General features: G+C 54.3%; 15 protein-coding genes and 3 tRNA genes. 10 read left to right on the top strand and 8 right to left on the bottom strand.

The features are described from left to right. Positions 1 to 104: 104 nt before the first annotated feature. From ptrA to recD, 3 genes are read left to right on the top strand one after another with little or no spacing between them, the layout of a single operon-like run. Positions 105 to 3002 (top strand): pitrilysin, encoded by a 2898-nt coding sequence (gene ptrA / locus LK04_RS03245; RefSeq protein ID WP_039333247.1) that lies wholly within the window; start codon positions 105 to 107, stop codon positions 3000 to 3002. Further along, positions 2999 to 6544 (top strand): exodeoxyribonuclease V subunit beta, encoded by a 3546-nt coding sequence (gene recB, locus LK04_RS03250; RefSeq protein ID WP_039333249.1) that lies wholly within the window; start codon positions 2999 to 3001, stop codon positions 6542 to 6544. Before ptrA ends, recB begins: the two co-directional genes overlap by 4 nt. Further along, on the top strand, positions 6541 to 8379 hold the full coding sequence (gene recD, locus LK04_RS03255) for an exodeoxyribonuclease V subunit alpha (protein WP_039333251.1): 1839 nt from the start codon (positions 6541 to 6543) through the stop codon (positions 8377 to 8379). Before recB ends, recD begins: the two co-directional genes overlap by 4 nt. A 93-nt stretch (positions 8380 to 8472) precedes the next feature. Here recD and argA read toward each other — a convergent pair whose 3' ends face one another. Further along, a complete protein-coding gene (argA, locus tag LK04_RS03260) occupies positions 8473 to 9801 on the bottom strand; it encodes an amino-acid N-acetyltransferase (RefSeq protein ID WP_039333254.1) in 1329 nt (442 codons plus the stop codon). 232 nt (positions 9802 to 10033) lie between these two features. Between argA and amiC the strand changes: the two genes are divergently transcribed. Then, positions 10034 to 11269: an N-acetylmuramoyl-L-alanine amidase AmiC gene (gene amiC / locus LK04_RS03265; RefSeq protein WP_039333256.1), complete on the top strand. Its 1236-nt coding sequence runs from the start codon at positions 10034 to 10036 to the stop codon at positions 11267 to 11269. Between the two features lie 352 nt (positions 11270 to 11621). On the opposite strand, the gene LK04_RS03270 is transcribed toward amiC, so the two are convergent. From LK04_RS03270 to LK04_RS03280, 3 genes are all read right to left on the bottom strand, one after another. Next, positions 11622 to 11698 (bottom strand) — tRNA-Met (locus tag LK04_RS03270). 50 nt (positions 11699 to 11748) lie between these two features. Continuing rightward, a tRNA-Met gene (locus tag LK04_RS03275) sits at positions 11749 to 11825 on the bottom strand. Between the two features lie 52 nt (positions 11826 to 11877). Next, a tRNA-Met gene (locus LK04_RS03280) sits at positions 11878 to 11954 on the bottom strand. A gap of 204 nt (positions 11955 to 12158) precedes the next feature. Between LK04_RS03280 and mltA the strand changes: the two genes are divergently transcribed. After that, a complete protein-coding gene (mltA, locus tag LK04_RS03285) occupies positions 12159 to 13307 on the top strand; it encodes a murein transglycosylase A (RefSeq protein WP_039330682.1) in 1149 nt (382 codons plus the stop codon). A 175-nt stretch (positions 13308 to 13482) separates the two neighbouring features. Then, the gene (tcdA, locus tag LK04_RS03290; RefSeq protein ID WP_039330684.1) at positions 13483 to 14289 is read left to right on the top strand and encodes a tRNA cyclic N6-threonylcarbamoyladenosine(37) synthase TcdA; all 807 of its coding nucleotides are present in this window, start codon (positions 13483 to 13485) and stop codon (positions 14287 to 14289) included. On the opposite strand, the gene csdE is transcribed toward tcdA, so the two are convergent. Next, positions 14277 to 14726, bottom strand: coding sequence for a cysteine desulfurase sulfur acceptor subunit CsdE (csdE, locus tag LK04_RS03295; RefSeq protein ID WP_039330830.1), 450 nt, complete (start codon positions 14724 to 14726; stop codon positions 14277 to 14279). The genes tcdA and csdE overlap by 13 nt on opposite strands. Before the next feature lie 4 nt (positions 14727 to 14730). Next, a complete protein-coding gene (csdA, locus tag LK04_RS03300; protein WP_039330685.1) occupies positions 14731 to 15936 on the bottom strand; it encodes a cysteine desulfurase CsdA in 1206 nt (401 codons plus the stop codon). A gap of 205 nt (positions 15937 to 16141) precedes the next feature. Here csdA and LK04_RS03305 point away from each other — a divergent pair, with 205 nt between their 5' ends. The 4 genes from LK04_RS03305 (at position 16142) to rlmM (ending at position 19159) form a co-directional block, all read left to right on the top strand. Then, the gene (locus LK04_RS03305) at positions 16142 to 16366 is read left to right on the top strand and encodes a YgdI/YgdR family lipoprotein (protein WP_039330686.1); all 225 of its coding nucleotides are present in this window, start codon (positions 16142 to 16144) and stop codon (positions 16364 to 16366) included. A 335-nt stretch (positions 16367 to 16701) separates the two neighbouring features. After that, positions 16702 to 17619, top strand: coding sequence for a transcriptional regulator GcvA (locus tag LK04_RS03310; RefSeq protein WP_039330688.1), 918 nt, complete (start codon positions 16702 to 16704; stop codon positions 17617 to 17619). Between the two features lie 51 nt (positions 17620 to 17670). Then, entirely contained in the window at positions 17671 to 18066 is a 396-nt protein-coding gene (locus LK04_RS03315) for a DUF423 domain-containing protein (RefSeq protein WP_039330690.1), read from the top strand. Continuing rightward, positions 18059 to 19159 (top strand): 23S rRNA (cytidine(2498)-2'-O)-methyltransferase RlmM, encoded by a 1101-nt coding sequence (gene rlmM, locus LK04_RS03320; RefSeq protein ID WP_039330692.1) that lies wholly within the window; start codon positions 18059 to 18061, stop codon positions 19157 to 19159. The genes LK04_RS03315 and rlmM overlap by 8 nt, the downstream gene beginning before the upstream one ends. A gap of 191 nt (positions 19160 to 19350) precedes the next feature. Here the strand turns inward: rlmM and xni are convergent, their stop codons facing one another. Together xni and ppnN are read right to left on the bottom strand one after the other, a co-directional pair. After that, positions 19351 to 20106 carry a flap endonuclease Xni gene (gene xni, locus LK04_RS03325; protein WP_039330693.1) on the bottom strand — a complete coding sequence of 252 codons (756 nt, stop codon included), beginning with the start codon at positions 20104 to 20106 and terminating at the stop codon, positions 19351 to 19353. Positions 20107 to 20144: 38 nt separating this feature from the next. Next, positions 20145 to 21500, bottom strand: a complete 1356-nt coding sequence (gene ppnN / locus LK04_RS03330) for a nucleotide 5'-monophosphate nucleosidase PpnN (RefSeq protein ID WP_039330695.1) — start codon at positions 21498 to 21500, stop codon at positions 20145 to 20147. Between the last annotated feature and the right edge of the window lie 76 nt (positions 21501 to 21576).

The raw sequence follows: 21576 nt of genomic DNA on the forward strand, positions 1-21576 counted from the left end.
TCGGGTAACGGCAGCCTTTGCTGTTGTTCTCAAAATCATAAAAAAGTCTGTTTTTTCTCCGCTGGGCACACAGACAGCGGTATAGGGTAACGAAAGGGGTTTAAATGCGGATTAACGCACGCTGGATAGGAGCGCTGCTGCTGAGCATGCTGGCGCTGAGTGCCTTTGCCGATACCGATCGCGGCTGGCAGCCCATCAATGAAACCATTCGCAAAAGCGATCACGATCCACGCAGTTATCAGGCGATTACGCTGACCAACGGCATGACGGTACTGCTGGTGTCGGATGCCGCAGCACCTAAATCTCTCGCGGCGATCACCCTGCCGATTGGATCGCTTGACGATCCTAATCAGCAATTGGGGTTAGCGCACTACACCGAACATATGGTGTTGATGGGATCCAAGCTTTATCCACAGCCAGACAATCTCGCGGAGTTTCTAAAAAAACATGGCGGCAGCCACAACGCCAGCACCGCTTCCTATCGCACCGCATTCTATCTGGAAGTGGAAAACGATGCGTTGCAGCCAGCGGTGGATCGTCTCGCCGATGCCATTGCTGAGCCCTTGCTTGATCCGGTCAATGCCGATCGCGAACGCCATGCGGTTAATGCGGAACTCACCATGGCGCGCTCGCGTGATGGTTTGCGTATGGCGCAAGTGGGAGCTGAAACCCTCAATCCCGCGCACCCTGGATCGCGCTATTCCGGCGGTAATCTCGACACGCTGCGTGATAAACCCGACAGTAATTTGCATCAGGCACTGACCGATTTTTATCACAGCCACTATTCCGCCAACCTGATGAAAGCGGTGATTTACAGTAATAAATCACTGCCGGAGATGGCGGATATTGCGGCCCAGACCTTTGGTCGCGTCAGCAACCATCAGGCAATCGTACCGAAGATTGAAGTGCCGGTGGTGACCGATGCGCAGAAAGGCATCATCATTCACTATGTGCCTGCCCAACCGCGCAAGCAGCTGAAAATTGAATTCCGCATTGCTAACAACAGCGATCAGTTCCGCAGCAAAACCGACACCTTGATCAGCTACATTCTTGGCAACCGCAGTAAAAACACCCTTAACGACTGGCTGCAAAAACAGGGGCTGGCCGACGGTGTCAATGCGGGTGCTGACCCAATGACCGACCGTAACAGCGGCGTCTTTGCCATTACGGTTTCACTGACGGATAAAGGTCTGGCGCAGCGTGATGAAGTGGTGGCTGCGGTATTCAACTACCTTGATATGCTGCGTACTAAGGGCATTGATAAAGGCTATATTGACGAAGTGTCACACGTGCTGGCGCTGGATTTCCGTTACCCTTCGATTACGCGTGACATGGATTACATCGAGTGGCTGGTGGACACCATGCTGCGCGTACCAATCGATCATGCGCTGGACGCCCCCTATCTGGCGGACAACTTCGACCCGGCGGCCATCAAATCTCGCCTTGATGAGATGACGCCGCAAAATGCGCGCATCTGGTACATCAGTCCTGGTGAGCCGCATAACAAAGAAGCCTACTTCGTTAACGCACCTTATCAGGTGGATAAAATCAGTGCGGCGCAATTCAGTGACTGGCAGCAGCGCGGGGCGCAGATTCAGCTCTCAATGCCGACGCTCAATCCTTACATCCCATCCGATTTTTCGCTGATTCCCTCAGATGGCAAAACCTACACTCACCCGGTAGCGCTTACCAATGCTGATAGCATGCGTATTTACTGGATGCCAAGCCAGTATTATGCCAGCGAACCGAAGGCGGCGATTACGCTGGCGCTGCGTAACAAGGCCGCTATCAGTGATGCGCGCCAGCAAGTGCTGTTTGGTCTGAATGATTATCTCTCCAGCGTGGCGCTGGACGAGTTGAATTCGCAGGCTTCCGTCAGCGGCATCAGCTTCTCGACGGGCGAGGATGACGGCATTGTGTTCAACGCCAGCGGTTTTACCCAGCGCTTGCCGGAGTTGCTGAAAAAACTGGTTGAGGGGTATGCCACTTTCCAACCGGATGCACAGCAGTTGGAGCAGGCTAAATCCTGGTATCTGGATCGACTGGAAGCCGCGGAAAAAGGCAAAGCGTTTGAGCAGGCGATACAGCCAATGCAGATGTTGTCGCAACTGCCTTATACCCAGCGTGAAACGCGCCGTAAGCTGGTGAAATACCTCACGCTGAAAGATGTCATCGATTATCGTGATGCTCTGTTACGCCAGGCTACGCCAGAAATGATGGTGGTGGGGAACCTCTCAGCCGATCGGGTTAAGCAACTGGGCGCTGATTTGCAGCAGCAGTTGCACAGTGATGGCAAGGGTTACTGGCACAGTAATTACGTGGCGATCGACAAAGCCATGAAGGCGAGTCTGCAAACCGCTGGTAGCAGCACCGATTCGGCGCTGGCAGCCCTTTACGTCCCGCTCGGCTATGACGAGTACCAAAGCATGGCCAACAGCACCATGCTGAGCCAGATTGTGCAGCCGTGGTTCTACAATCAGTTGCGCACCCAGGAACAGCTGGGCTATGCGGTGTTCTCCTATCAAATGCCGATTGGCCGTCAGTGGGGAATTGGTTTTCTGCTTCAGAGTAACAGTAAGCAACCGGCTTATCTGATGCAGCGTTTCGAGGCGTTCTATCCGCAGGCAGAACAACGTTTGCGAGACATGAAGCCGGAAGATTTCGCCCAATATCAGCAGGCATTAATCAATGATTTGAAACAGCGCCCACAAACGCTGGATGAAGAAGCCAATCGTTATAACCGCGATTTCAATCGTCAGAATTTTGCCTTTGATACGCGAGAGAAAGCCATTGAGCAAATTCAGAAACTCACGCCTGCAGGTTTGGCGGATTTCTTCCATAAAGCGGTGATAGCCCAGCAAGGTATGGCGATGGTGTCACAAATCGGCGGTAGCCACGATGGTGCAACCAAAGATGATTATGCGCCACTCCCTGGCTTCACCACCTGGGATCAGGTTGAGAAATTACAGCAATCCTTGCCGGTTAAGAGTGATGCGCAATGAGTCAGCTGCAACTGCCAGAATCGCTTAATCCGCTGACGCTGCCTTTACGCGGTGAACGGCTGATTGAGGCGTCTGCTGGCACCGGAAAAACCTTCACTATCGGACTGCTCTATCTGCGTTTATTACTGGGGCTGGGCGGGGCGAATGCTTATTCCCGCCCGCTGTCAGTGGAAGAAATTCTGGTGGTCACTTTCACTGAGGCGGCCACCGCAGAGCTGCGTGGACGTATCCGCGCCAACATTCATGAATTGCGGCTGGCCTGTATTCGCGGCGCCAGCAGCAACCCCATGCTGATGCAGTTGTTGCACGAAATTCCACAGCCAGCAGATGCCGCCTCATTGCTGTTGGCCGCCGAACGCCAGATGGATGAGGCGGCCATCTTTACTATCCACGGCTTCTGCCAACGCATGCTCAATCTCAACGCCTTTGAGTCTGGCATGCTGTTTGAACAGCAGTTGATCGAAGATGAACATCAACTGTTGCGGCAGGCTACTGCCGATTTCTGGCGTCGTCACTGCTACCCGCTGACGCTGGATATCGCTCGCGTGATTGTCAGTGAATGGAATGGACCAGAGCAACTGCTGGCGACGTTACGCCCGTGGTTGCAGGGCGAATCCCCCAGCCTGCGGCAACCGCCGGGTGACGCGGAAACCATAACCTCTCGGCATCATGAAAATCTGGCGCGTATTGACGCGATGAAAGCCCAGTGGCGCGCGGTGGGCGATGAGGTATTGACCATCGTCGCCCAGTCGGATGTGGATAAGCGCAGCTACAGCAGTAAAAATCTGCCGGTTTGGGTGAATAAAGTCAGCTTCTGGGCGCAGAGTGAAACCTGCGATTATCAGGTGCCTGCTGAACTGGCGCGCTTTGCACAACAGGTGCTTGATGAGAAAACCAAAAAGGGCAATCCTCCTCAGCATACGCTGTTCTCAGCCATCGAGACGTTCCTCTCGCAGCCTGTTTCACTGCGCGATGTGGTGATTGCCCGGGCGCTAGTCGACGTGCGCGCGGCAGTGCGCAAAGAAAAGCGGCAACAAGCGTTACTCGGCTTTGATGACCTGTTAAGCCGACTGGATGATGCACTACAGCAGCCCGGTGGCGAGCAGCTGGCACAAGCGATCCGTCAGCGTTATCCGGTGGCGCTGATTGACGAATTTCAGGATACCGATCCCCTGCAATACCGTATTTTCCGCACGCTCTATATTCAGCAGCAGGAACATGCGTTATTGCTAATCGGCGATCCAAAACAAGCGATCTATGCGTTTCGTGGTGCGGATATTTTTACCTATATTCGCGCGCGCAGTGAAGTCAGTGCCCACTACACGCTCGATACCAACTGGCGCTCTTCTCCCGCGATGGTGGAAAGCGTCAATCAGCTGTTTGCACGGCTTGATTCTCCGTTCCTGTTTGAGGCTATTCCGTTTCTGCCGGTGCAGTTTGCGCCGCCGAATCAAACACTTTCACTCAGTATCGACCAACAGGAGCAGGCAGCCTTACGCCTCTGGCTGCAACCGGGTGAGGGATGCAGTGTGGGCGATTATCAGCAAGCGATGGCGCGGCAATGTGCCGCGGATATCAGCCGCTGGTTGCAGGCAGGGCAGCAACAGCGCGCCATGCTGGGTAAAGCTCCGGCGCAGCGTGCGGTACAGGCCTCAGACATCACGGTTTTGGTACGCAGTCGCAACGAAGCCAACCTGATTCGTGAAGCGCTGAATCAGCTGGGGATTCCCTCGGTTTATCTCTCAAACCGTGACAGTGTTTACACCACGCCAGAGGCGCGCGAGCTGTTATGGTTGCTCCAGGCGGTGCTGGCACCGGAACAGGAGCGTATGCTGCGTACCGCGCTGGCGACCTCGCTGTTTGCGTTTGACGCGGCACAACTGGACAGGTTGGATCAGGATGCGCGCGGCTGGGATACGCTGGTGGAGACTTTCGCACGTTGGCAGCTGTTGTGGCAGCAGCGGGGCGTGTTGCCGATGCTGCGCCAGCTGATGCTGGAACGCCAGTTGGCGGAAAACCTGTTGGCCTCGGAAAACGGTGAGCGCCGTCTGACAGACCTGTTGCATCTGGGCGAGCTATTGCAGGAGGCTGCCGCGCAACTCGACAGCCCCCATGCGCTGGTGCGTTATCTGGCGCAGCAGATCGACAGCCCGGACAGCCAGTCATCCAGCCAGCAACTTCGTCTGGAAAGCGATCGCCATCTGGTGCAAATCGTCACCATTCATAAATCGAAAGGGCTGCAGTATCCATTGGTGTGGCTGCCTTTTGCCGCCGGTTTCCGCGAAGCCGATACCGCGCTTTATCACGATCGTGAAAATTTCGCAGCGGTGCTGGATCTGCAAGCTGATGATGAAAGCCTGGCGCTGGCGGAACAGGAACGCTTAGCGGAAGATTTGCGCTTGCTGTACGTGGCGCTGACGCGCTCGGTGTATCACTGCAGCGTGGGGGTTGCGCCGCTGTTTCGCGGTACGCGCAAGAAAGAGGGCGTGAGCGATCTGCATAAAAGTGCACTGGGATACCTGTTACAACGCGGCGAGGCGGCGACAGCCGAGCAACTGGCCGTGCTGCTGAGTGAGATGAACGCAGCGGGCACTGAAGTGGTGTCAGTACAAGATGACGATGCCGAACGCTGGCAGGAAGCCGTAACCGCAGATGGTCAGCTAACGGCGCGCTCAGTCACGCGTCCATTGGTTGAATCCTGGCGCGTGACCAGCTACTCCGGTTTGCAGCAGCATGGTAACCAACGGCTGCTTGATGTCATGCCGAGCTTTGATATTGAGGCGGCCGGTGAAGATCTTCAGGAAGATTACAGCGAAACCACACTGACGCCGCATCATTTCCCACGCGGTGCGGCGCCAGGAACCTTCCTGCACGAACTGTTTGAATCGCTGGATTTCCCGCAGCCCCCCACCGCTGAAAAGCTGGAGCAACATCTGCAGCAAAATGGCTATCCGCTGCACTGGCAGCCGATGCTCAGCGACTGGATTGCGCGGGTGGTGAGTACGCCACTTAACGCGCAGGGCATTAAGCTTGCCGAGGTGCAGGCCAGCGATTGTTTAGTGGAGATGGGTTTCTATTTGCCGATTGACGGTCTGCTAACAGCGGACGCGCTGGATAGCGTGATACGCCAGGATGCCTTGTCATCGAATGCACCATCGCTTGAGTTTCGCCAGGTGCAGGGCATGCTGAAGGGCTTTATCGATCTGGTGTTCCGCTGGCAGGGCAAATATTACCTGCTGGATTACAAATCCAACTGGCTGGGCGACAGCCGTGAAGCTTACACGCCGGAAGCGATGAAACAGGCGATGATTGACCACCGCTACGACTTGCAGTACCAACTCTATTCGCTGGCGTTGCATCGCTATCTTAAACATCGCCTGGCGGATTACGATTATGATCAGCACTTTGGCGGCGTGTTTTACATGTTCTTGCGTGGGCTGGATGGCAGTTCGCCTGACAATGGCGTATTCCACACTCGCCCGACTCAGGAATTTGTTTCACAGTTAGATAGCCTGTTTCGCGGGCCAGGAGCCACAGTATGAGCGGCATGACAGCACTGCTTGCGCAGGCGGCTGAGCTGCGCTTATTGCGCCCGCTGGATATCCAGTTTGCACTGCTTTTAGCCGACGACAGCCAACCGGCACGGTTATTGGCCGCCGCTTGCCTCAGCGCGGAAGCGGGGGAAGGGCACGTCTGTTTACCGCTGTTTCAACTGAGCCAAGAGAACTTGTTTAAGGGACGTCACGCGGAGTTGGCGCAGGCTATTTGGCTGGCGGCGGGGGAGCCACAGGATTGGCCATCGATCCTGGCGAACTGGTCTGCACTGAGCAGCAGCGAGCAGGCAGCGCCGATAGTGCTTTGTGATGATCGTCTTTATCTGCATCGATTCTGGCACAATGAGGGGCAGGTGGCCCGCTTCTTCCAGGCGCAGTCAGCACCGCAGTCATTCGCTAACGAAAGGGTGCGTGTGGTGCTGGATAACCTGTTTGGTACCCAGCCGGATGACTGGCAAAAAATCGCTGCCGCAGTGGCCCTCACGCAGAAAACCGCGGTGATATCGGGTGGGCCCGGCACTGGGAAAACGACCACAGTGGCAAAACTGCTGGCGGCGCTGATTCGCTTGAGTGACGGGGCGCTGCGTATTCAGCTTGCTGCCCCGACAGGCAAAGCGGCGGCGCGGCTCACCGAATCCCTCGGCAAAGCGCTGCAGAAGCTGCCGGTCAGTGAGGCTGAGCGCCAGCGCTTCCCCGCTGAAGCCACGACCTTACACCGTTTACTGGGTGCGCAGCCTGAGACACAACGCTTACGCTATCATGCGGGCAATTTGCTGCATCTCGATGTGCTGGTGGTGGATGAAGCTTCAATGGTCGATCTTGGCATGATGGCCAATCTGATTGCCGCATTACCGCCGCAGGCGCGCGTGATATTCCTTGGCGACCGTGACCAGCTTGCCTCAGTAGAAGCGGGTGCGGTACTGGGGGATATTTGTCGCTGTGCGGAAGCGGGTTACAGCACGGCGCGTGCGGCTCAGCTGCATGCCTTAACCGGCTGTGAGGTTGACGGCAATGATGACAGCCGCGCCCCAGCGGTGCGTGACGCAATCTGTCTGCTGCGTAAAAGCTACCGTTTCGATGCGCATTCAGGAATCGGTCAACTGGCAGCCGCAGTGAATGCCGGTGAGTCTAAAGCCGTTGAAGCGGCATTTCAGGCTGGTTTTAGCGATATCGCTCGCCAGCCGCTGAATGACGGCGAAGCCTATCAGGCGATGCTGTCGGAAATCGCTGAAGGGTATCGGCCGTTTCTGCGGTTAGTCAGTCAGCGCGCGCAGCCCAGCGAGATCCTGGCGGCATTCGGACGTTATCAACTGCTGTGTGCCCTGCGCGAAGGTCCGTTTGGTGTGCAGGGGTTGAATCAGCGTATTGAACAGAAGTTGCTGCAGATGCAGTTGATTCGTCGACCCACCGGCGGCAGCCGCTGGTATCAGGGGCGCCCGGTGATGGTGACGCGCAACGACAATGCCCTTGGGTTGTTCAATGGCGATATCGGCATCACGCTGTTCGATGACGAGGGGCTGCTCAAAGTGTTCTTCCCGTTGCCCGATGGCAGTATCAAAGCCGTTCAGCCGAGCCGCTTGCCTGCGCATGACACCGCGTGGGCGATGACAGTGCATAAGTCACAGGGTTCGGAGTTTGACCACACGGCCTTAGTGATGCCCGCCCAGTTCTTGCCGGTGCTGACGCGCGAATTGATCTATACCGCGATTACCCGCGCCCGCAAGCAGCTCACGTTATACAGCGATGACGGCGTATTCCGCCGGGCGGTGCAGTTGCGTACTCAGCGCCGCAGTGGATTGCTGGAGAGGTTAGGTGGGGAATAGGGAGGGGTCGGCAAAAATGCCGACCTTACATACCCGGGGTCATTTTTGTAGAGTGCGCATTTATGTGCACTGAAAATTCACGCGATGCGTTAATTAACCCAAATCCGCCATCAGCACTTTTGAACGGCGCTGATAGTTATACATCTGCTTCTTGCTCTCGGGCAGAGACTCAATATCCACCGGCGTAAAGCCGCGCTCCTGGAACCAGTGAATACTGCGTGTGGTGAGCACGAACAACTTCTTCAGCCCCATCTGACGCGCTTGCAGTGCCACGCGCTCCAGCAACAGCTCGCCGCGTGAAGAGCTGCGATAATCAGGATGTACCGCCACACAGGCCATTTCACCAATCTGCTCATCCGGGAACGGATAGAGAGCCGCACAAGCGATAGTCAGGTTATCACGTTGAATAATGGTGAATTTGTCGATCTCCATTTCCAACTGCTCGCGTGAACGCCGCACCAAAATGCCTTGCTGCTCCAGCGGGCGAATCAACTCCAGAATGCCGCCGATATCATTAATGGTCGCACGACGAATCTGCTCGGCAGACTCCATCACAATCTGCGTACCAATACCGTCACGTGAGAATAACTCTTGCAGCAGAGCACCGTCTTCCTGATAGCTGATCAGGTGGCTGCGACGAACGCCGCTGCGGCAGGCTTTGACAGCGCCGCGCAGGAAACGCACGGTGCCAGACAGGAAATCACCGTCACTTTCCATTTCATCGATACGCGCTTGCGCTTCATTCGGGAACAGTTCGGAAATGATGGTGCCTTCACGGTTGGTGACACCCTGCTCGGAGCAGAAACCTATCATTTTCTCGGCTTTGAGTTTGATGGCTAACTGGGTGGCTACTTCTTCCGAGGTGAGGTTAAAGCTCTCACCGGTAACGGAGACCGCGACTGGACCGAGCAACACAATAGCGTCGTTGTCCAACTGACGGTGGATCGCTTCTTCATCTATACGACGTATACGACCACTGTGGCAGTAATCGACACCATCATCGACACCCAACGGCTGCGCGATAATAAAGTTGCCGCTAACCACGTTGATATGCGCACCTTGCAGCGGAGTGTTGTTCAGGCTCATCGACAGGCGAGCCGTGATATCCAGCTGTAAACGCCCGGCAGCCTGTTTCACCAGCTCCAGTGATTGCGCATCGGTGACGCGTGTATGTTTGTGATAAATCGGTTCCAGCTGCTGCTGTGCCATGCTGGCGTCAATCTGCGGTCGGGCACCATAGACAACCACCAGGCGAATGCCGAGACTATGCAACAGGCCAATGTCATTAACGATACTGGAAAAGTTCTCATGCTCGATGGCCTCGCCACCCAGCATAATGACAAAGGTCTTGTCACGATGGGTATTTATATAGGGAACGGTATGGCGAAAACCCTGAACCAGTTCAGTACTACGTTCCTTCACGGCAAACCCTCTGTGAATGTTTATTCTAAATTTCTGTATTTTTATGCTCTTTTGCCTGCTATTGCAAGCGCCGGGCCTGACGTTACTTTACGATTTTCCTGATGCAACCCTCGCTAACAGACTGCATTATCTGGTTTTTCTGGCAAAACATGACACGGATAGCCCAACAAAGTTTTCGCCTTCTCATCGTCAATTGACGATATTTTAGACACTACACAGCAGTTGGAGCGGCATGTCTGAAGCTTTCACACGACGACGATTATTACAGGGCGCAGGCGCGCTTTTTCTTTTAAGCGTGACGCGTACCGGTCTTGCGGCCAGCCAGCATATTGTGGCGGTGCGTATTTGGCCTTCCTCGACTTACTCCCGCGTGACGCTGGAGTCGAATGTTCCGCTTAAGTATAAACAGTTCACTTTAAGCAACCCCGATCGCCTGGTGATCGACATCGATAACCTGCATATCAATCCGGTCCTGAAAGGGGTGGATAAGCAAGTGCGCGTTGACGATCCCTATATCAAAAATGCCCGTGTCGGTCAGTTCGATGCCAACACGGTGCGCGTGGTGCTGGAACTCAAGCGTAACGTCGCACCGAAGATTTTCACGCTGGCACCGGTGGCCGGTATTAAGCATCGCCTGGTGGTAGATCTCTACCCCAGCCAGCCGTCGCCGGAAGAGGATCCGCTACTGGCGTTACTGAACGATTACAACCAGGGTGAACTCGATCGCGACCAGCCAGCGCAGGCTCCGTTACCGGGTAAAGCGGGGCGCGATCGTCCGATCATTATCATGATTGACCCAGGACACGGTGGGGAAGATCCCGGCGCGCATGGTAAATACAAGACGCGGGAAAAAGATATCGTGTTGAAGATTGGTCGATATCTTAAGGCGCTGATCGATAAAGAACGCAATATGAAAGCCTACATGACACGCAACGAGGATGTGTTTATTCCCTTGCGGGTGCGCGTGGCGAAGGCGCGTAAGCAGCGCGCCGACTTGTTTGTGTCGATACACGCAGATGCTTTCACCAGCCGCGCGGCGCGAGGCTCCTCAGTGTTTGCACTTTCCACCAGTGGGGCAACGTCCACGGCGGCGCGCTACCTGGCACAAACCCAGAACGAATCGGATTTGATCGGCGGGGTAAGCATGAGCGGCGATCGCTATCTCGACCACACCATGTTCGATATGGTGCAGCGTCAGACCATCAGCGACAGCCTGAAGTTTGGCAAAGAAGTGCTGTCACGTATGGGGCACATCAATCACCTGCATAAACGCACGGTTGATCAGGCTGGCTTTGCGGTGCTGAAAGCGCCGGACATCCCCTCAATTTTGGTGGAAACGGCCTTTATCAGTAACGTGGAGGAGGAGCGTAAATTGCGCACAGCACGTTATCAGCATCAGGTCGCTGAGGCGATTTTGCATGGTATTAAGGCGTACTTCGAGAAGGGGGCGGTGCTGGCACGTCGCTGATATACCCTTCATACTTCAATTTTCAGGTGCGTTGGCTGCGTGCATTCACCTCAGTCACTTACTTCAGTAAGCTCCTGAGGATTCATGCACTTGCCGCCTTCCTGAAACTCGAATTATTTTGGGTATACCCTTCATACTTCAAGTCCCCTCATGGGGCCTACTTTTGGTTCAGGTGCGTTGGCTACATGCATTCACCTCAGTCACTTACTTCAGTAAGCTCCTGAGGATTCATACACTTGCCGCCTTCCTGAAACTCGAATTATTTTGGGTATAAAAGGGCGGCGGCAATGCCGCCTTATTTTGTCCAAACGCCAGAAACAAAAAAACACCCGTTAAGGTGCTTATCTGTAATTGGTTGCGGGGGCCGGATTCGAACCGACGACCTTCGGGTTATGAGCCCGACGAGCTACCAGGCTGCTCCACCCCGCGTCCGTCTGCCGCGTTAGCGACTTTTCACATTGTATTCTTCTTAAGACAATTGGTTGCGGGGGCCGGATTCGAACCGACGACCTTCGGGTTATGAGCCCGACGAGCTACCAGGCTGCTCCACCCCGCGTCCGTCTGACGCGTTACACGACTTTCAAATTGTCTCTTCACTTAAGAAGAATTGGTTGCGGGGGCCGGATTCGAACCGACGACCTTCGGGTTATGAGCCCGACGAGCTACCAGGCTGCTCCACCCCGCGTCCGTGGATGCGCACTATACTCCTGGCGCGCCGCGATGCAACCTCTTTTTGCCATAAGGTCCTAAATTTACAGCCAGTTGATGAATAAAAGCGCCATCGGGCGATTAATTGTACAGATGTGAGCGCGGTAACCTGTGGCGGATTTCATTCTTTCCGTCCGTTTGCTATCGTCGCGGGGCCAACAAGCGATAAAAAGAGAAAGTGATGAAAGGACATTGGGCGAAGTATGCACTGACTGGCGCGTTTCTCGCGCTGTTAGCAGGTTGTAGTTCTAAACCGACCGATCGGGGTCAGCAATATATAGATGGTAAGCTGGAGCAACCGCTCGGGCTGGTCAATGAACCCAATGCCAAAGGGCGTCCGGTCAACGGCAGAGACTTTGGCGTGCAGATTCAGCAGATTCAGAGCGCATCATCAGGCCTCTACAGCCGCAATACCAGTACCTACAGCGCGATTCAAAACTGGCTGCTTTCCGGTGCCGACACCCGTCAGCTCAGTCAGTTCGGTTTAAATGCCTATCAAATGGAAGGCACCGATAATTATGGCAACGTGCAGTTCACCGGTTACTACACCCCGGTGGTAGAAGCGCGTTATACCCGTCAGGGCGAATTCCAGTATCCGATTTATCGCATGCCGCCGCGTCCGCGTGGGCAGAAATTGCCAAGCCGCGCTTCTATATATAGTGGAGCACTTGATGAGCGCTATGTGATTGCCTGGAGCAACTCGCTGATCGATAACTTCATGATGGATGTGCAGGGCAGCGGCTATGTCGATTTCGGCGACGGTCGTCCACTGCGTTTCTTTGGCTACGGCGGCAAAAATGGCTGGGCGTATCATAGCGTGGGTAAAGAGCTGATCGATCGCGGTGAAGTGAAGCGTGAAGATATGTCGATGCAGGCGATTCGTCAGTGGGCGCAGGAGCACTCTCCTGAGGAGGTGCGTAATGTGCTGGAAACCAATCAATCCTTCGTGTTCTTCAAGCCAGAAGATTACGTGCCTGTGCGTGGAGCCAGTGCGGTACCACTGATTGCTAAGGCGTCGGTGGCATCGGATCGTTCACTGATCCCGGCAGGTACCGCGCTGTTGGCGGAAGTGCCGCAGTTGAACGAGAAAGGCAAGTTCAATGGCAAATATGAAATGCGCCTGATGGTGGCGCTGGATGTGGGCGGGGCGATCAAAGGGCAGCACTTCGATATCTATCAGGGTGTAGGGCCTGATGCCGCGCACCTTGCTGGTTTTTATAACCACTATGGCCGTGTCTGGGTGTTAAAAGCTGCGCCTGGTGCAGGACAGCCGCTGTTTAGCAATCCGCAGAATGGCAATAATGGTTCACTGATTATCGGTGCAAATTGATATTGTTGCGTTCGGTGAATGTGTCGAAAAGTGCAACATCACTATTTTTGGTCGCCATAAATGGCGACCCTACATATTCCATGATTTTTTTGTAGGGTACGCATTTACGCGCACCGCAGTACCGTCATTATTTTCCAGGGTGTGCAATCCTGCGCACCGCAATTAAAGGCTTGATATGAAAGTAGTCAGCGACGCCTGGCGGCAGCGTTTTGGTGGCACGGGACGTTTGTACGGGCAGGATGCACTGCAGCGTTTTGCCGATGCCCATTTCTGTGTCATTGGCATTGGCGGCGTCGGGTCGTGGTCGGCTGAGGCGCTGGCACGCACGGGCATTGGTAAAATCACCCTGATCGATATGGACGATGTCTGTATCACCAACACCAATCGTCAGATCCATGCGCTGCAGGGTAAAGTCGGGCAGGCAAAAACCGAAGTGATGGCCGAGCGTATCCGGGCGATCAATCCCGAATGCGAAGTGATCTGCATTGATGATTTCATCACGCCAGAGAATACCGCTGAACTGTTGTCGGCTGGTTTCGACTATGTGATCGATGCCATCGACAGCATACGCCCCAAAGCTGCGCTGATTGCGTGGTGTCGCCGTAATAAAATCCCGCTCATCACCACAGGTGGTGCGGGCGGTCAAATCGATCCTACGCAGATCCAGGTCAGCGATCTGGCGAAAACCATCCAGGACCCTTTAGCGGCGAAGCTGCGCGAGCGGCTGAAAAGCGACTTCAAGATTGTGAAGAACAGCAAAGGCAAGTTAGGGATTGATTGCGTCTTCTCGACCGAAGCATTGGTGTATCCGCAGATGGATGGCAGCGTCTGTACCTCGAAAAGTACCGCTGAAGGTCCAAAACGAATGGATTGTGCGGCGGGGTTCGGTGCGGCGACGATGGTAACCGCGACCTTTGGTTTTATTGCCGTTTCACATGCGCTGAAAAAATTCCTCGCCCGTGCAGCGCGTCAGGCAGATTGATGAGCGCGCGCGGCACGTAGCACGGCGTCCGCCAGCGCTTGTAAACCGCTGCTGCGTGAAGCACTGAGCTGTGCGCGCAAGCCTAAGGTATCAAACAACGCCAGTGGATCCTGTGCTAACAGATCCGCTGGCGTTTTGCCCTCCACTGCGGTTAGCAGAACGGCGAGTAAACCGCGCACGATACGGCCTTCACTGTCACCATAAAAATGCAGCGTGCCGTTGGGCAGCAACTGGCTGCTGAGCCACACGCGGTTTTCGCATCCGCTGAGTTCAATTTCGGCGGTTTTCACCGCTTCTGGCAGCGCGGGCAGCTGGCGGCTGAGTTGAATCAACTGGCGGTAGCGGTCTTCCCACTGGTGAAAATGGGTAAACTTTTCAGTCAGGCTGGCTGCGGTAATCACGTCGCCAAAAGGATGCGAGCCAATCAAGGTTGTCATAGCGTTATTCACTCAGCAATTCCACGGTATGAAGCATAGCGCGCACCAGCGCATCCACGTCCTGCAAATTATTATAGGGGGCGAAGGAGACGCGTAATGTGCCGCTGACACCCAGCGCGGTCATTAGGGGTTGCGCACAATGCTGTCCTGCACGCAGCGCGATGCCCTGTTCTGCCAACAGCGTCACAATATCACTGTGATGGATGCCCTCAATATCAAACGACAGCAGGCTGGCATGACCACAACGGAAACTGCGGAAACCGGGGATCTCGCTCAACTGCTCTTCAGCCAGACTGGCAAGCTGCTGGCTCCACATCTCGGCCTTCTCCGCGTGATGCTGAGAAAGCCACTCTAACGCCGCACTCAATCCGACAACGCCGGCAACATTAGGTGTACCTGCCTCAAAGCGCCAGGGGACCGGTTGTGGAGTGAAGCCATTGAAGTCGACCTGAGTTAACATCTTGCCGCCACCTTGCCAGGCATCCATCTCTTCCAACAGCTCTGCTTTGCCGTACAGCACGCCAATACCCATCGGGCCATAGAGCTTGTGGGCGGAAAAGGCGTAGAAGTCGATATCCAATGCCTGAACATTCGGCGGGGTGTGCACCACGCCCTGTGCGCCATCCACCATCACTTTTGCACCAACGGTATGTGCCAGCGAAATGGCCTGCGCTAAATCGGGGCAGCCGCCGGTTACGTTCGACATCTGCCCAATGGCCAGGAGTTTAGTGCGTGAGTTTAATAGCTCGGGCAACAGATTAATGTCCGGGAGACGATCTTCGCCAATCGGCCACTTCACCACTTTTGCCCCCTTGGCTTGCGCCAGCATTAACCACGGCACCAGGTTCGCGTGATGCTCAGCTTCACTCACGACTATTTCATCACCCGGTTGCAGGCGAGGAGCCAGCCAGCTGTTGGCCACCAGATTGATGGCTTCTGTGGTGCCACGCGTCCAGACAATCTGGCGGTCGTCGGCGGCATGGATCCAGCGGGCCACCAGTCCACGTGCATTTTCGTACTGCTCTGTCAGCACGCGAGCCGCTTTAAACTGGCTACGATGTACGGTGCCTGCACTGAGCGAATAGAACTGAGAGGTGGCGTCAACCACCGCTTGTGGCTTCAGGGCGGTCGCGGCGCTGTCGAGATAGACACCGGCATCACTCAGCGCGGGAAACTGCTGGCGAAAGGCGGTTGGAGAAAAAATGGTCATACTCAGCCCACTGTATTGAATGTTAGGACCAGGCTGAAAGCCGGTCTGTTACCTGGCAAAGCTGGAAAAGCGCGTTATGCTAATTATTGCAAGGTTTGAACCGAAACCCGCATAAAGAATTGACCTTAACCAGTCGATTTCACTTTAGCTGCCTTTGTTCAGCGTGCGGATGGTTTAATGCAATCAATCTGCAAGGAGATAGAAGATGAAAAAACTTACCGCAGTGCTGGCCGTGTGTACGATGGCCTTTACCCTGGCTGCTTGTTCCAGCAATTACGTGATGCATACCAACGATGGTCGCACCATTGTTGCGAGCGGCAAACCGAAAGTTGACGATGAAACCGGTATGATCAGCTATAAAGATGCCAATGGCAACAAGCAGCAGATTAACCGTACAGATGTCAAAGAGATGGCAGAGATGGGACAGTAAATTTTGGGTAAAAAAAAGCACCGCAATTTGCGGTGCTACTTAAAATCACTTGGACAGACAGGGTAAATCTACAGGAATTAAAAGCTTGATCTGCAATCGTCAGATCAAAATGCAAACACAACATCACGACCACAAGCCAAAAGCTCTCCAAAAGTCTGCGATCTCTCGCACGTTTCCAGAAATCTTTTCGTTCCGGCTCAGGAAGTGCGGCAACTATAGGTATTTGCTGGAGCTTCCTCAACGGACAAATTATAATGTCTCGGATTAAAAAAACTAATACGTAGCGACTTTGTATAAGTTGGACTATTACCTTGTAAATCCGTAGACGGAAAACCATGTCAAAACGCCTTCCCCCGCTCAATGCATTGCGTGTTTTCGACGCAGCGGCCCGCCATCTGAGCTTTACTAAAGCGGCTGAAGAGCTGTTTGTTACCCAGGCAGCTGTTAGCCATCAGATTAAATCTCTGGAAGATTTCCTTGGTCTTAAGCTATTTCGGCGGAGGAATCGTTCGCTTTTACTGACTGAAGATGGGCAAAGCTACTATCTGGACATTAAAGAGATTTTCTCTGCCATCAATGATGCCACGCGCAAACTTCAGGCGCGCAGTGCGAAGGGAGCGTTGACCGTCAGCCTGCTGCCCAGTTTTGCTATTCAGTGGCTGGTTCCGCGTCTTTCAAGCTTTAATATGGCTTATCCGGGCATTGATGTGCGGATCCAGGCTGTAGACCGGGATGAAGAGAAACTGGCCGACGATGTCGACGTCGCTATTTTCTATGGTCGTGGCAATTGGCCAGGACTGCGGGTAGAAAAACTGTATGCCGAATATCTGTTGCCGGTCTGTTCTCCGATGTTGCTGACGGGTGAGCATCCGCTTAAAACCCCTGCTGATTTAGCCCATTTTACGTTACTGCATGATGCCTCACGGCGTGACTGGCAATCCTATATTCGCCAGCTAGGCTTGCAGCACATCAACGTGCAGCAGGGACCGATTTTCAGCCACAGTGCCATGGTATTACAGGCGGCGATCCATGGTCAGGGCGTGGCGCTGGCCAACAACGTGATGGCACAGAGTGAGATTGAGGCTGGGCGTTTGGTCTGCCCATTTAATGATGTGTTAGTGAGTAAAAACGCTTTTTATCTGGTTTGTCATGACAGTCAGACAGAACTGGGTAAAATAGCCGCCTTTCGTCAGTGGATTCTGGAAAAAGCGGCCCATGAACAAGAAAAATTCCGCTTTCGCTACGATCACTAATACGTTGATTACTGCACAGTGATGTGCGGTTTCATCTTTGAGGATTACTGAATGTCCAGTCGTGCCATGTTTGTGTTTGCGGCCATCAGCGGGTTTCTGTTGGTGGCATTTGGTGCTTTTGGGGCGCATGTGCTGAGCAAGTCGCTTGGCCCAGCCGAAATGGCGTGGATTCATACCGGTCTTGAATATCAGGCGTATCATACGCTGGCGGTGATTGGTCTGGGGGCGGCGATGCTGCGTCGCGCCAACATCTGGTTCTACTGGAGCAGCGCGCTACTGGCGCTCGGCACCGTGTTATTCAGCGGCAGTCTCTACTGTTTAGCGCTGTCGCATATGAAGTTTTGGGTTTTTGTCACGCCAGTAGGAGGTTTGTGCTTCCTGATTGGTTGGTTCTTGATGTTGATTGGCGCGCTGCGTCTGAAACGAAAGGCAGATCGCCATGAATAAAGTTTTACTCTATTGCCGTCCAGGATTTGAAAAAGAGTGTGCGGCGGAAATCAGTGCCAAAGCCGCAGAGCGTGAAATCTACGGTTTCCCACGCGTAAAGGATGACTCCGGCTATGTGCTGTTTGAATGTTACCAGCAAGAAGATGCGGAAAAGCTGATTAAAAACTTGCCGTTTGCCGAGCTTATTTTTGCGCGACAAATGCTAGTGGTCGGTGAGTTGCTGCGTGACTTACCGCCGGAAGATCGCATTACGCCGATTGTCGGCATGCTGACAGGTGTGGTGGAGAAGGGCGGCGAGCTGCGTGTTGAAGTACCGGACACCAACGAAGCCAAAGAACTCACTAAGTTCTGCCGCAAGTTGACCGTGCCACTGCGCGCCAGCCTGCGCGAGAGCAAGATTCTGCTGAATTACGAATCGCCGAAGCGCCCGGTGGTGCACGTATTCTTTATTGCACCGGGCACCTGCTATGTCGGTTATTCGCTGTCTGACAACAACTCACCGTTCTATATGGGTATTCCGCGCCTCAAGTTCCCATCCGATGCACCAAGCCGATCAACCCTGAAGCTGGAAGAGGCGTTTCATGTGTTTATCCCGGCTGATGAGTGGGATGAGCGCCTGGCGAGCGGTATGTATGCGGTGGATCTCGGGGCCTGCCCAGGTGGCTGGACCTATCAGTTAGTGAAGCGCAGCATGTGGGTTTATTCTGTCGATAACGGTCCGATGGCGCCAAGCCTGATGGATACCGGACAGGTTACGCATTGCCGTGAAGATGGCTTCAAATACCGTCCGACACGCAACAACATCAGCTGGTTGGTGTGCGATATGGTAGAGAAACCGGTGCGTGTCGCGAGTTTAATGACCGAGTGGTTGGTCAACGGCTGGTGCCGCGAGGCGATCTTCAACCTCAAGCTGCCGATGAAAAAGCGTTATGAGGAAGTGACGCAGAACCTGGCGATGATCGATGCTGCGCTGAAAGAGAAGGGCGTGAATGCGCAAATTCAGGCGCGCCAGCTGTATCACGATCGCGAAGAGATTACCGTTCACGTAAGAAGGTTGTGGGCGGCGGTCGGTGGCCGTCGCGACGAACGCTAATTTCCCGTCATACTTCGCGCTGCAGGTGCGTTGGCAGCGCCTGCTCGCCCCGGTCACATACTAGTGTATGCTCCCGGGGACTCCCAAGCTTGCCGCCTTGCTGTAGCACAAATTATTTGCAGGATAATTTCCCGTCATACTTCGCGCTGCAGGTGCGTTGGCTGCGCCTGCTTGCCACTACAATTCTGTACTTACGCCTTATACCGCAACGTATTCAAATTACCCTGCAACACCAAATCGCGTTTCAACGTCGAGACCTGGCGGCAAATTTCTGCCATGTGTTGATGATCCCGCAACTTCTTCTGCCACTTATCGGGCACCTGATCGAGCTGCTGGTAGAGGGCTTCCAGCGTGCCGAATTGCATCAGTAACTCACGGGCGCTTTTGGGGCCTATGCCTGTCACGCCGGGAATTTTACTGCTACTGATGCCACATAATCCCCAGTAATCAGGCAACTGAAGGGGGGAAACACCAAACTCCTGCTCAATGAAAGGCACATCTAACCAGCGTTTTTGGAAATAATCGCGGATACGGATGTTCGGTGCCAGCAACTGACAATAACCTTTGTCGGTAGACACGATGGTGGCCTGATGTCCGGCATCGGCCATTTTCACTGCCAGGGTGGCGGCGAGATCGTCTGCTTCGTCCAGATTGGCCACCCAACAGCTGACGCCCACGGACTCAAACGCTTGCTGAATGGCGGGCATCTCCAGCTGCAAATCGTCTGGCATCGGTGGGCGACCAGCTTTGTAATCGGGCAACAGCTGATGTCGCCAGCCGGGATGGCGGTCTTGGCTGTCAAATACTGCTACCACATGTGTCGGCTGTGTGTGGCCTAACAGCTGATGCAGTGCCGCGACACAGGCATCGCGGCAAGGCGTGCCTTGCACGGCATGCAGGCGGCGGATCAGGTTTAGCGCATCAATAATAAGAAGATGAAACGACATAATGATAGCGGCAGCCCGCGGGCTGCCTTCCTGATGGGTTATTTAATGATTTCGTAGCACGGGATGTAGGCACTACCTGGCAGCTTCATTCGCTGCTGGGCCACGAAGCCCTGCAGCAGTTCGTCCATGCGATGCATCAAATCGGCATCCCCGTGCAGTTTGTACGGACCTTTCTCGCGAATTTCACGGATGCCCACTTCTTTAACGTTTCCGGCGACGATGCCAGAGAAGGCACGACGCAGGTCAGCAGCCAGTTTCTCTGCTGGTTGGTTCGGGAAAAGTTTCAGGTTGGCCATGTTTTCATGGGTCGGCATGAAAGGAACCTGCAGCTCAGGGGCGATACGAATCGACCAGTTAAAGCTGTAAGCATCACCTGTTTCACGACGGTATTCTTTCACCTGCGGCATGGCTTTCTTCATCAGACGCGCCACTTCTGCTGCGTCATCAATGATGATTTTGTAGTGCTTGCGTGCGGTTTCGCCCAGGGTGTTAACGATGAAATCATCCAGCACACGGAAGTAATCTGCGCTCTCTTTTGGCCCGGTCAGGATCAACGGAAGCACCTGATCGCTGTTATGCGGGTTCATCAAAATGCCCAGCAGATACAGTAGCTCTTCCGCAGTACCGACCCCGCCTGGGAAGATCACAATGCCATGTGCAATACGCACAAAGGCTTCGAGGCGCTTTTCGATATCCGGCATGATGATCAGTTCATTGACCAACGGGTTCGGGGGCTCTGCCGCAATAATGGATGGCTCTGTCAGGCCGATAAAACGGCTGTCGTGGTAGCGCTGCTGTGCATGGCCGACGGCGGCCCCTTTCATTGGCGCTTCCATTACGCCAGGCCCGCAACCGGTGCAAATGTTCAGTTCACGCAGACCCATTTGGGTCCCTACGTTACGGCAATACTGATACTCCACTGCATTAATGGAGTGGCCACCCCAACACACCACGGTATTGGGATACTCGCCGATGTGCAGCGCGCGGGCATTACGCAGAATAGAAAACACCTGGTTGGTGATGTGCGCGGAATCATCGGCATTTTGTTGATCGCTGCGCTCAAGTTGGCCATTCACAAACAGAATGTCGCGCAGCACGGCAAACAGGTTGGCTTGCAGCGAGCGGATAATTCGCCCATCGACAAACGCCTCTTCCGGCGGATTAATCAGCTCAAGTTTTACCCCGCGCTCACGGCGTAACACATTGATATCAAAGTTTTCAAAGCGGGAAAGCAGTTCCTGACTACTGTCGGTCTGGCTGCCGGAATTCAGCACCGCCAGCGAGCAGTTACGAAACAGTTGGTAAAGGTCGCTACTGGCGGTTTGCTTCAGCATGTCGACTTCCAACTGGGAGAGCAGATCCATTGAGCCAAGAGGGCTAATATGTGTAATCAAGAGAACTCCTTTACACGCAAAGGCGTGACTGATGACGCTGCGCTTAACTGACTGAACGCAGTGACGAAAATCCTTG

Source organism: Pantoea vagans, assembly GCF_001506165.1.
GTDB classification, from domain to species: domain Bacteria; phylum Pseudomonadota; class Gammaproteobacteria; order Enterobacterales; family Enterobacteriaceae; genus Pantoea; species Pantoea vagans_C.

Excerpts from the sequence above, each read along its gene's own strand:
- LK04_RS03310 (WP_039330688.1), top strand. The coding sequence starts at position 16,702 with ATGTCAAAACGCCTTCCCCCGCTCAATGCATTGCGTGTTTTCGACGCA.
- recB (WP_039333249.1), top strand. The coding sequence starts at position 2,999 with ATGAGTCAGCTGCAACTGCCAGAATCGCTTAATCCGCTGACGCTGCCT.
- mltA (WP_039330682.1), top strand. The coding sequence starts at position 12,159 with ATGAAAGGACATTGGGCGAAGTATGCACTGACTGGCGCGTTTCTCGCG.
- xni (WP_039330693.1), bottom strand. The coding sequence starts at position 20,106 with ATGTCGTTTCATCTTCTTATTATTGATGCGCTAAACCTGATCCGCCGC.
- csdE (WP_039330830.1), bottom strand. The coding sequence starts at position 14,726 with ATGACAACCTTGATTGGCTCGCATCCTTTTGGCGACGTGATTACCGCA.
- LK04_RS03315 (WP_039330690.1), top strand. The coding sequence starts at position 17,671 with ATGTCCAGTCGTGCCATGTTTGTGTTTGCGGCCATCAGCGGGTTTCTG.
- LK04_RS03305 (WP_039330686.1), top strand. The coding sequence starts at position 16,142 with ATGAAAAAACTTACCGCAGTGCTGGCCGTGTGTACGATGGCCTTTACC.
- csdA (WP_039330685.1), bottom strand. The coding sequence starts at position 15,936 with ATGACCATTTTTTCTCCAACCGCCTTTCGCCAGCAGTTTCCCGCGCTG.
- amiC (WP_039333256.1), top strand. The coding sequence starts at position 10,034 with ATGTCTGAAGCTTTCACACGACGACGATTATTACAGGGCGCAGGCGCG.
- recD (WP_039333251.1), top strand. The coding sequence starts at position 6,541 with ATGAGCGGCATGACAGCACTGCTTGCGCAGGCGGCTGAGCTGCGCTTA.
- rlmM (WP_039330692.1), top strand. The coding sequence starts at position 18,059 with ATGAATAAAGTTTTACTCTATTGCCGTCCAGGATTTGAAAAAGAGTGT.
- ptrA (WP_039333247.1), top strand. The coding sequence starts at position 105 with ATGCGGATTAACGCACGCTGGATAGGAGCGCTGCTGCTGAGCATGCTG.
- tcdA (WP_039330684.1), top strand. The coding sequence starts at position 13,483 with ATGAAAGTAGTCAGCGACGCCTGGCGGCAGCGTTTTGGTGGCACGGGA.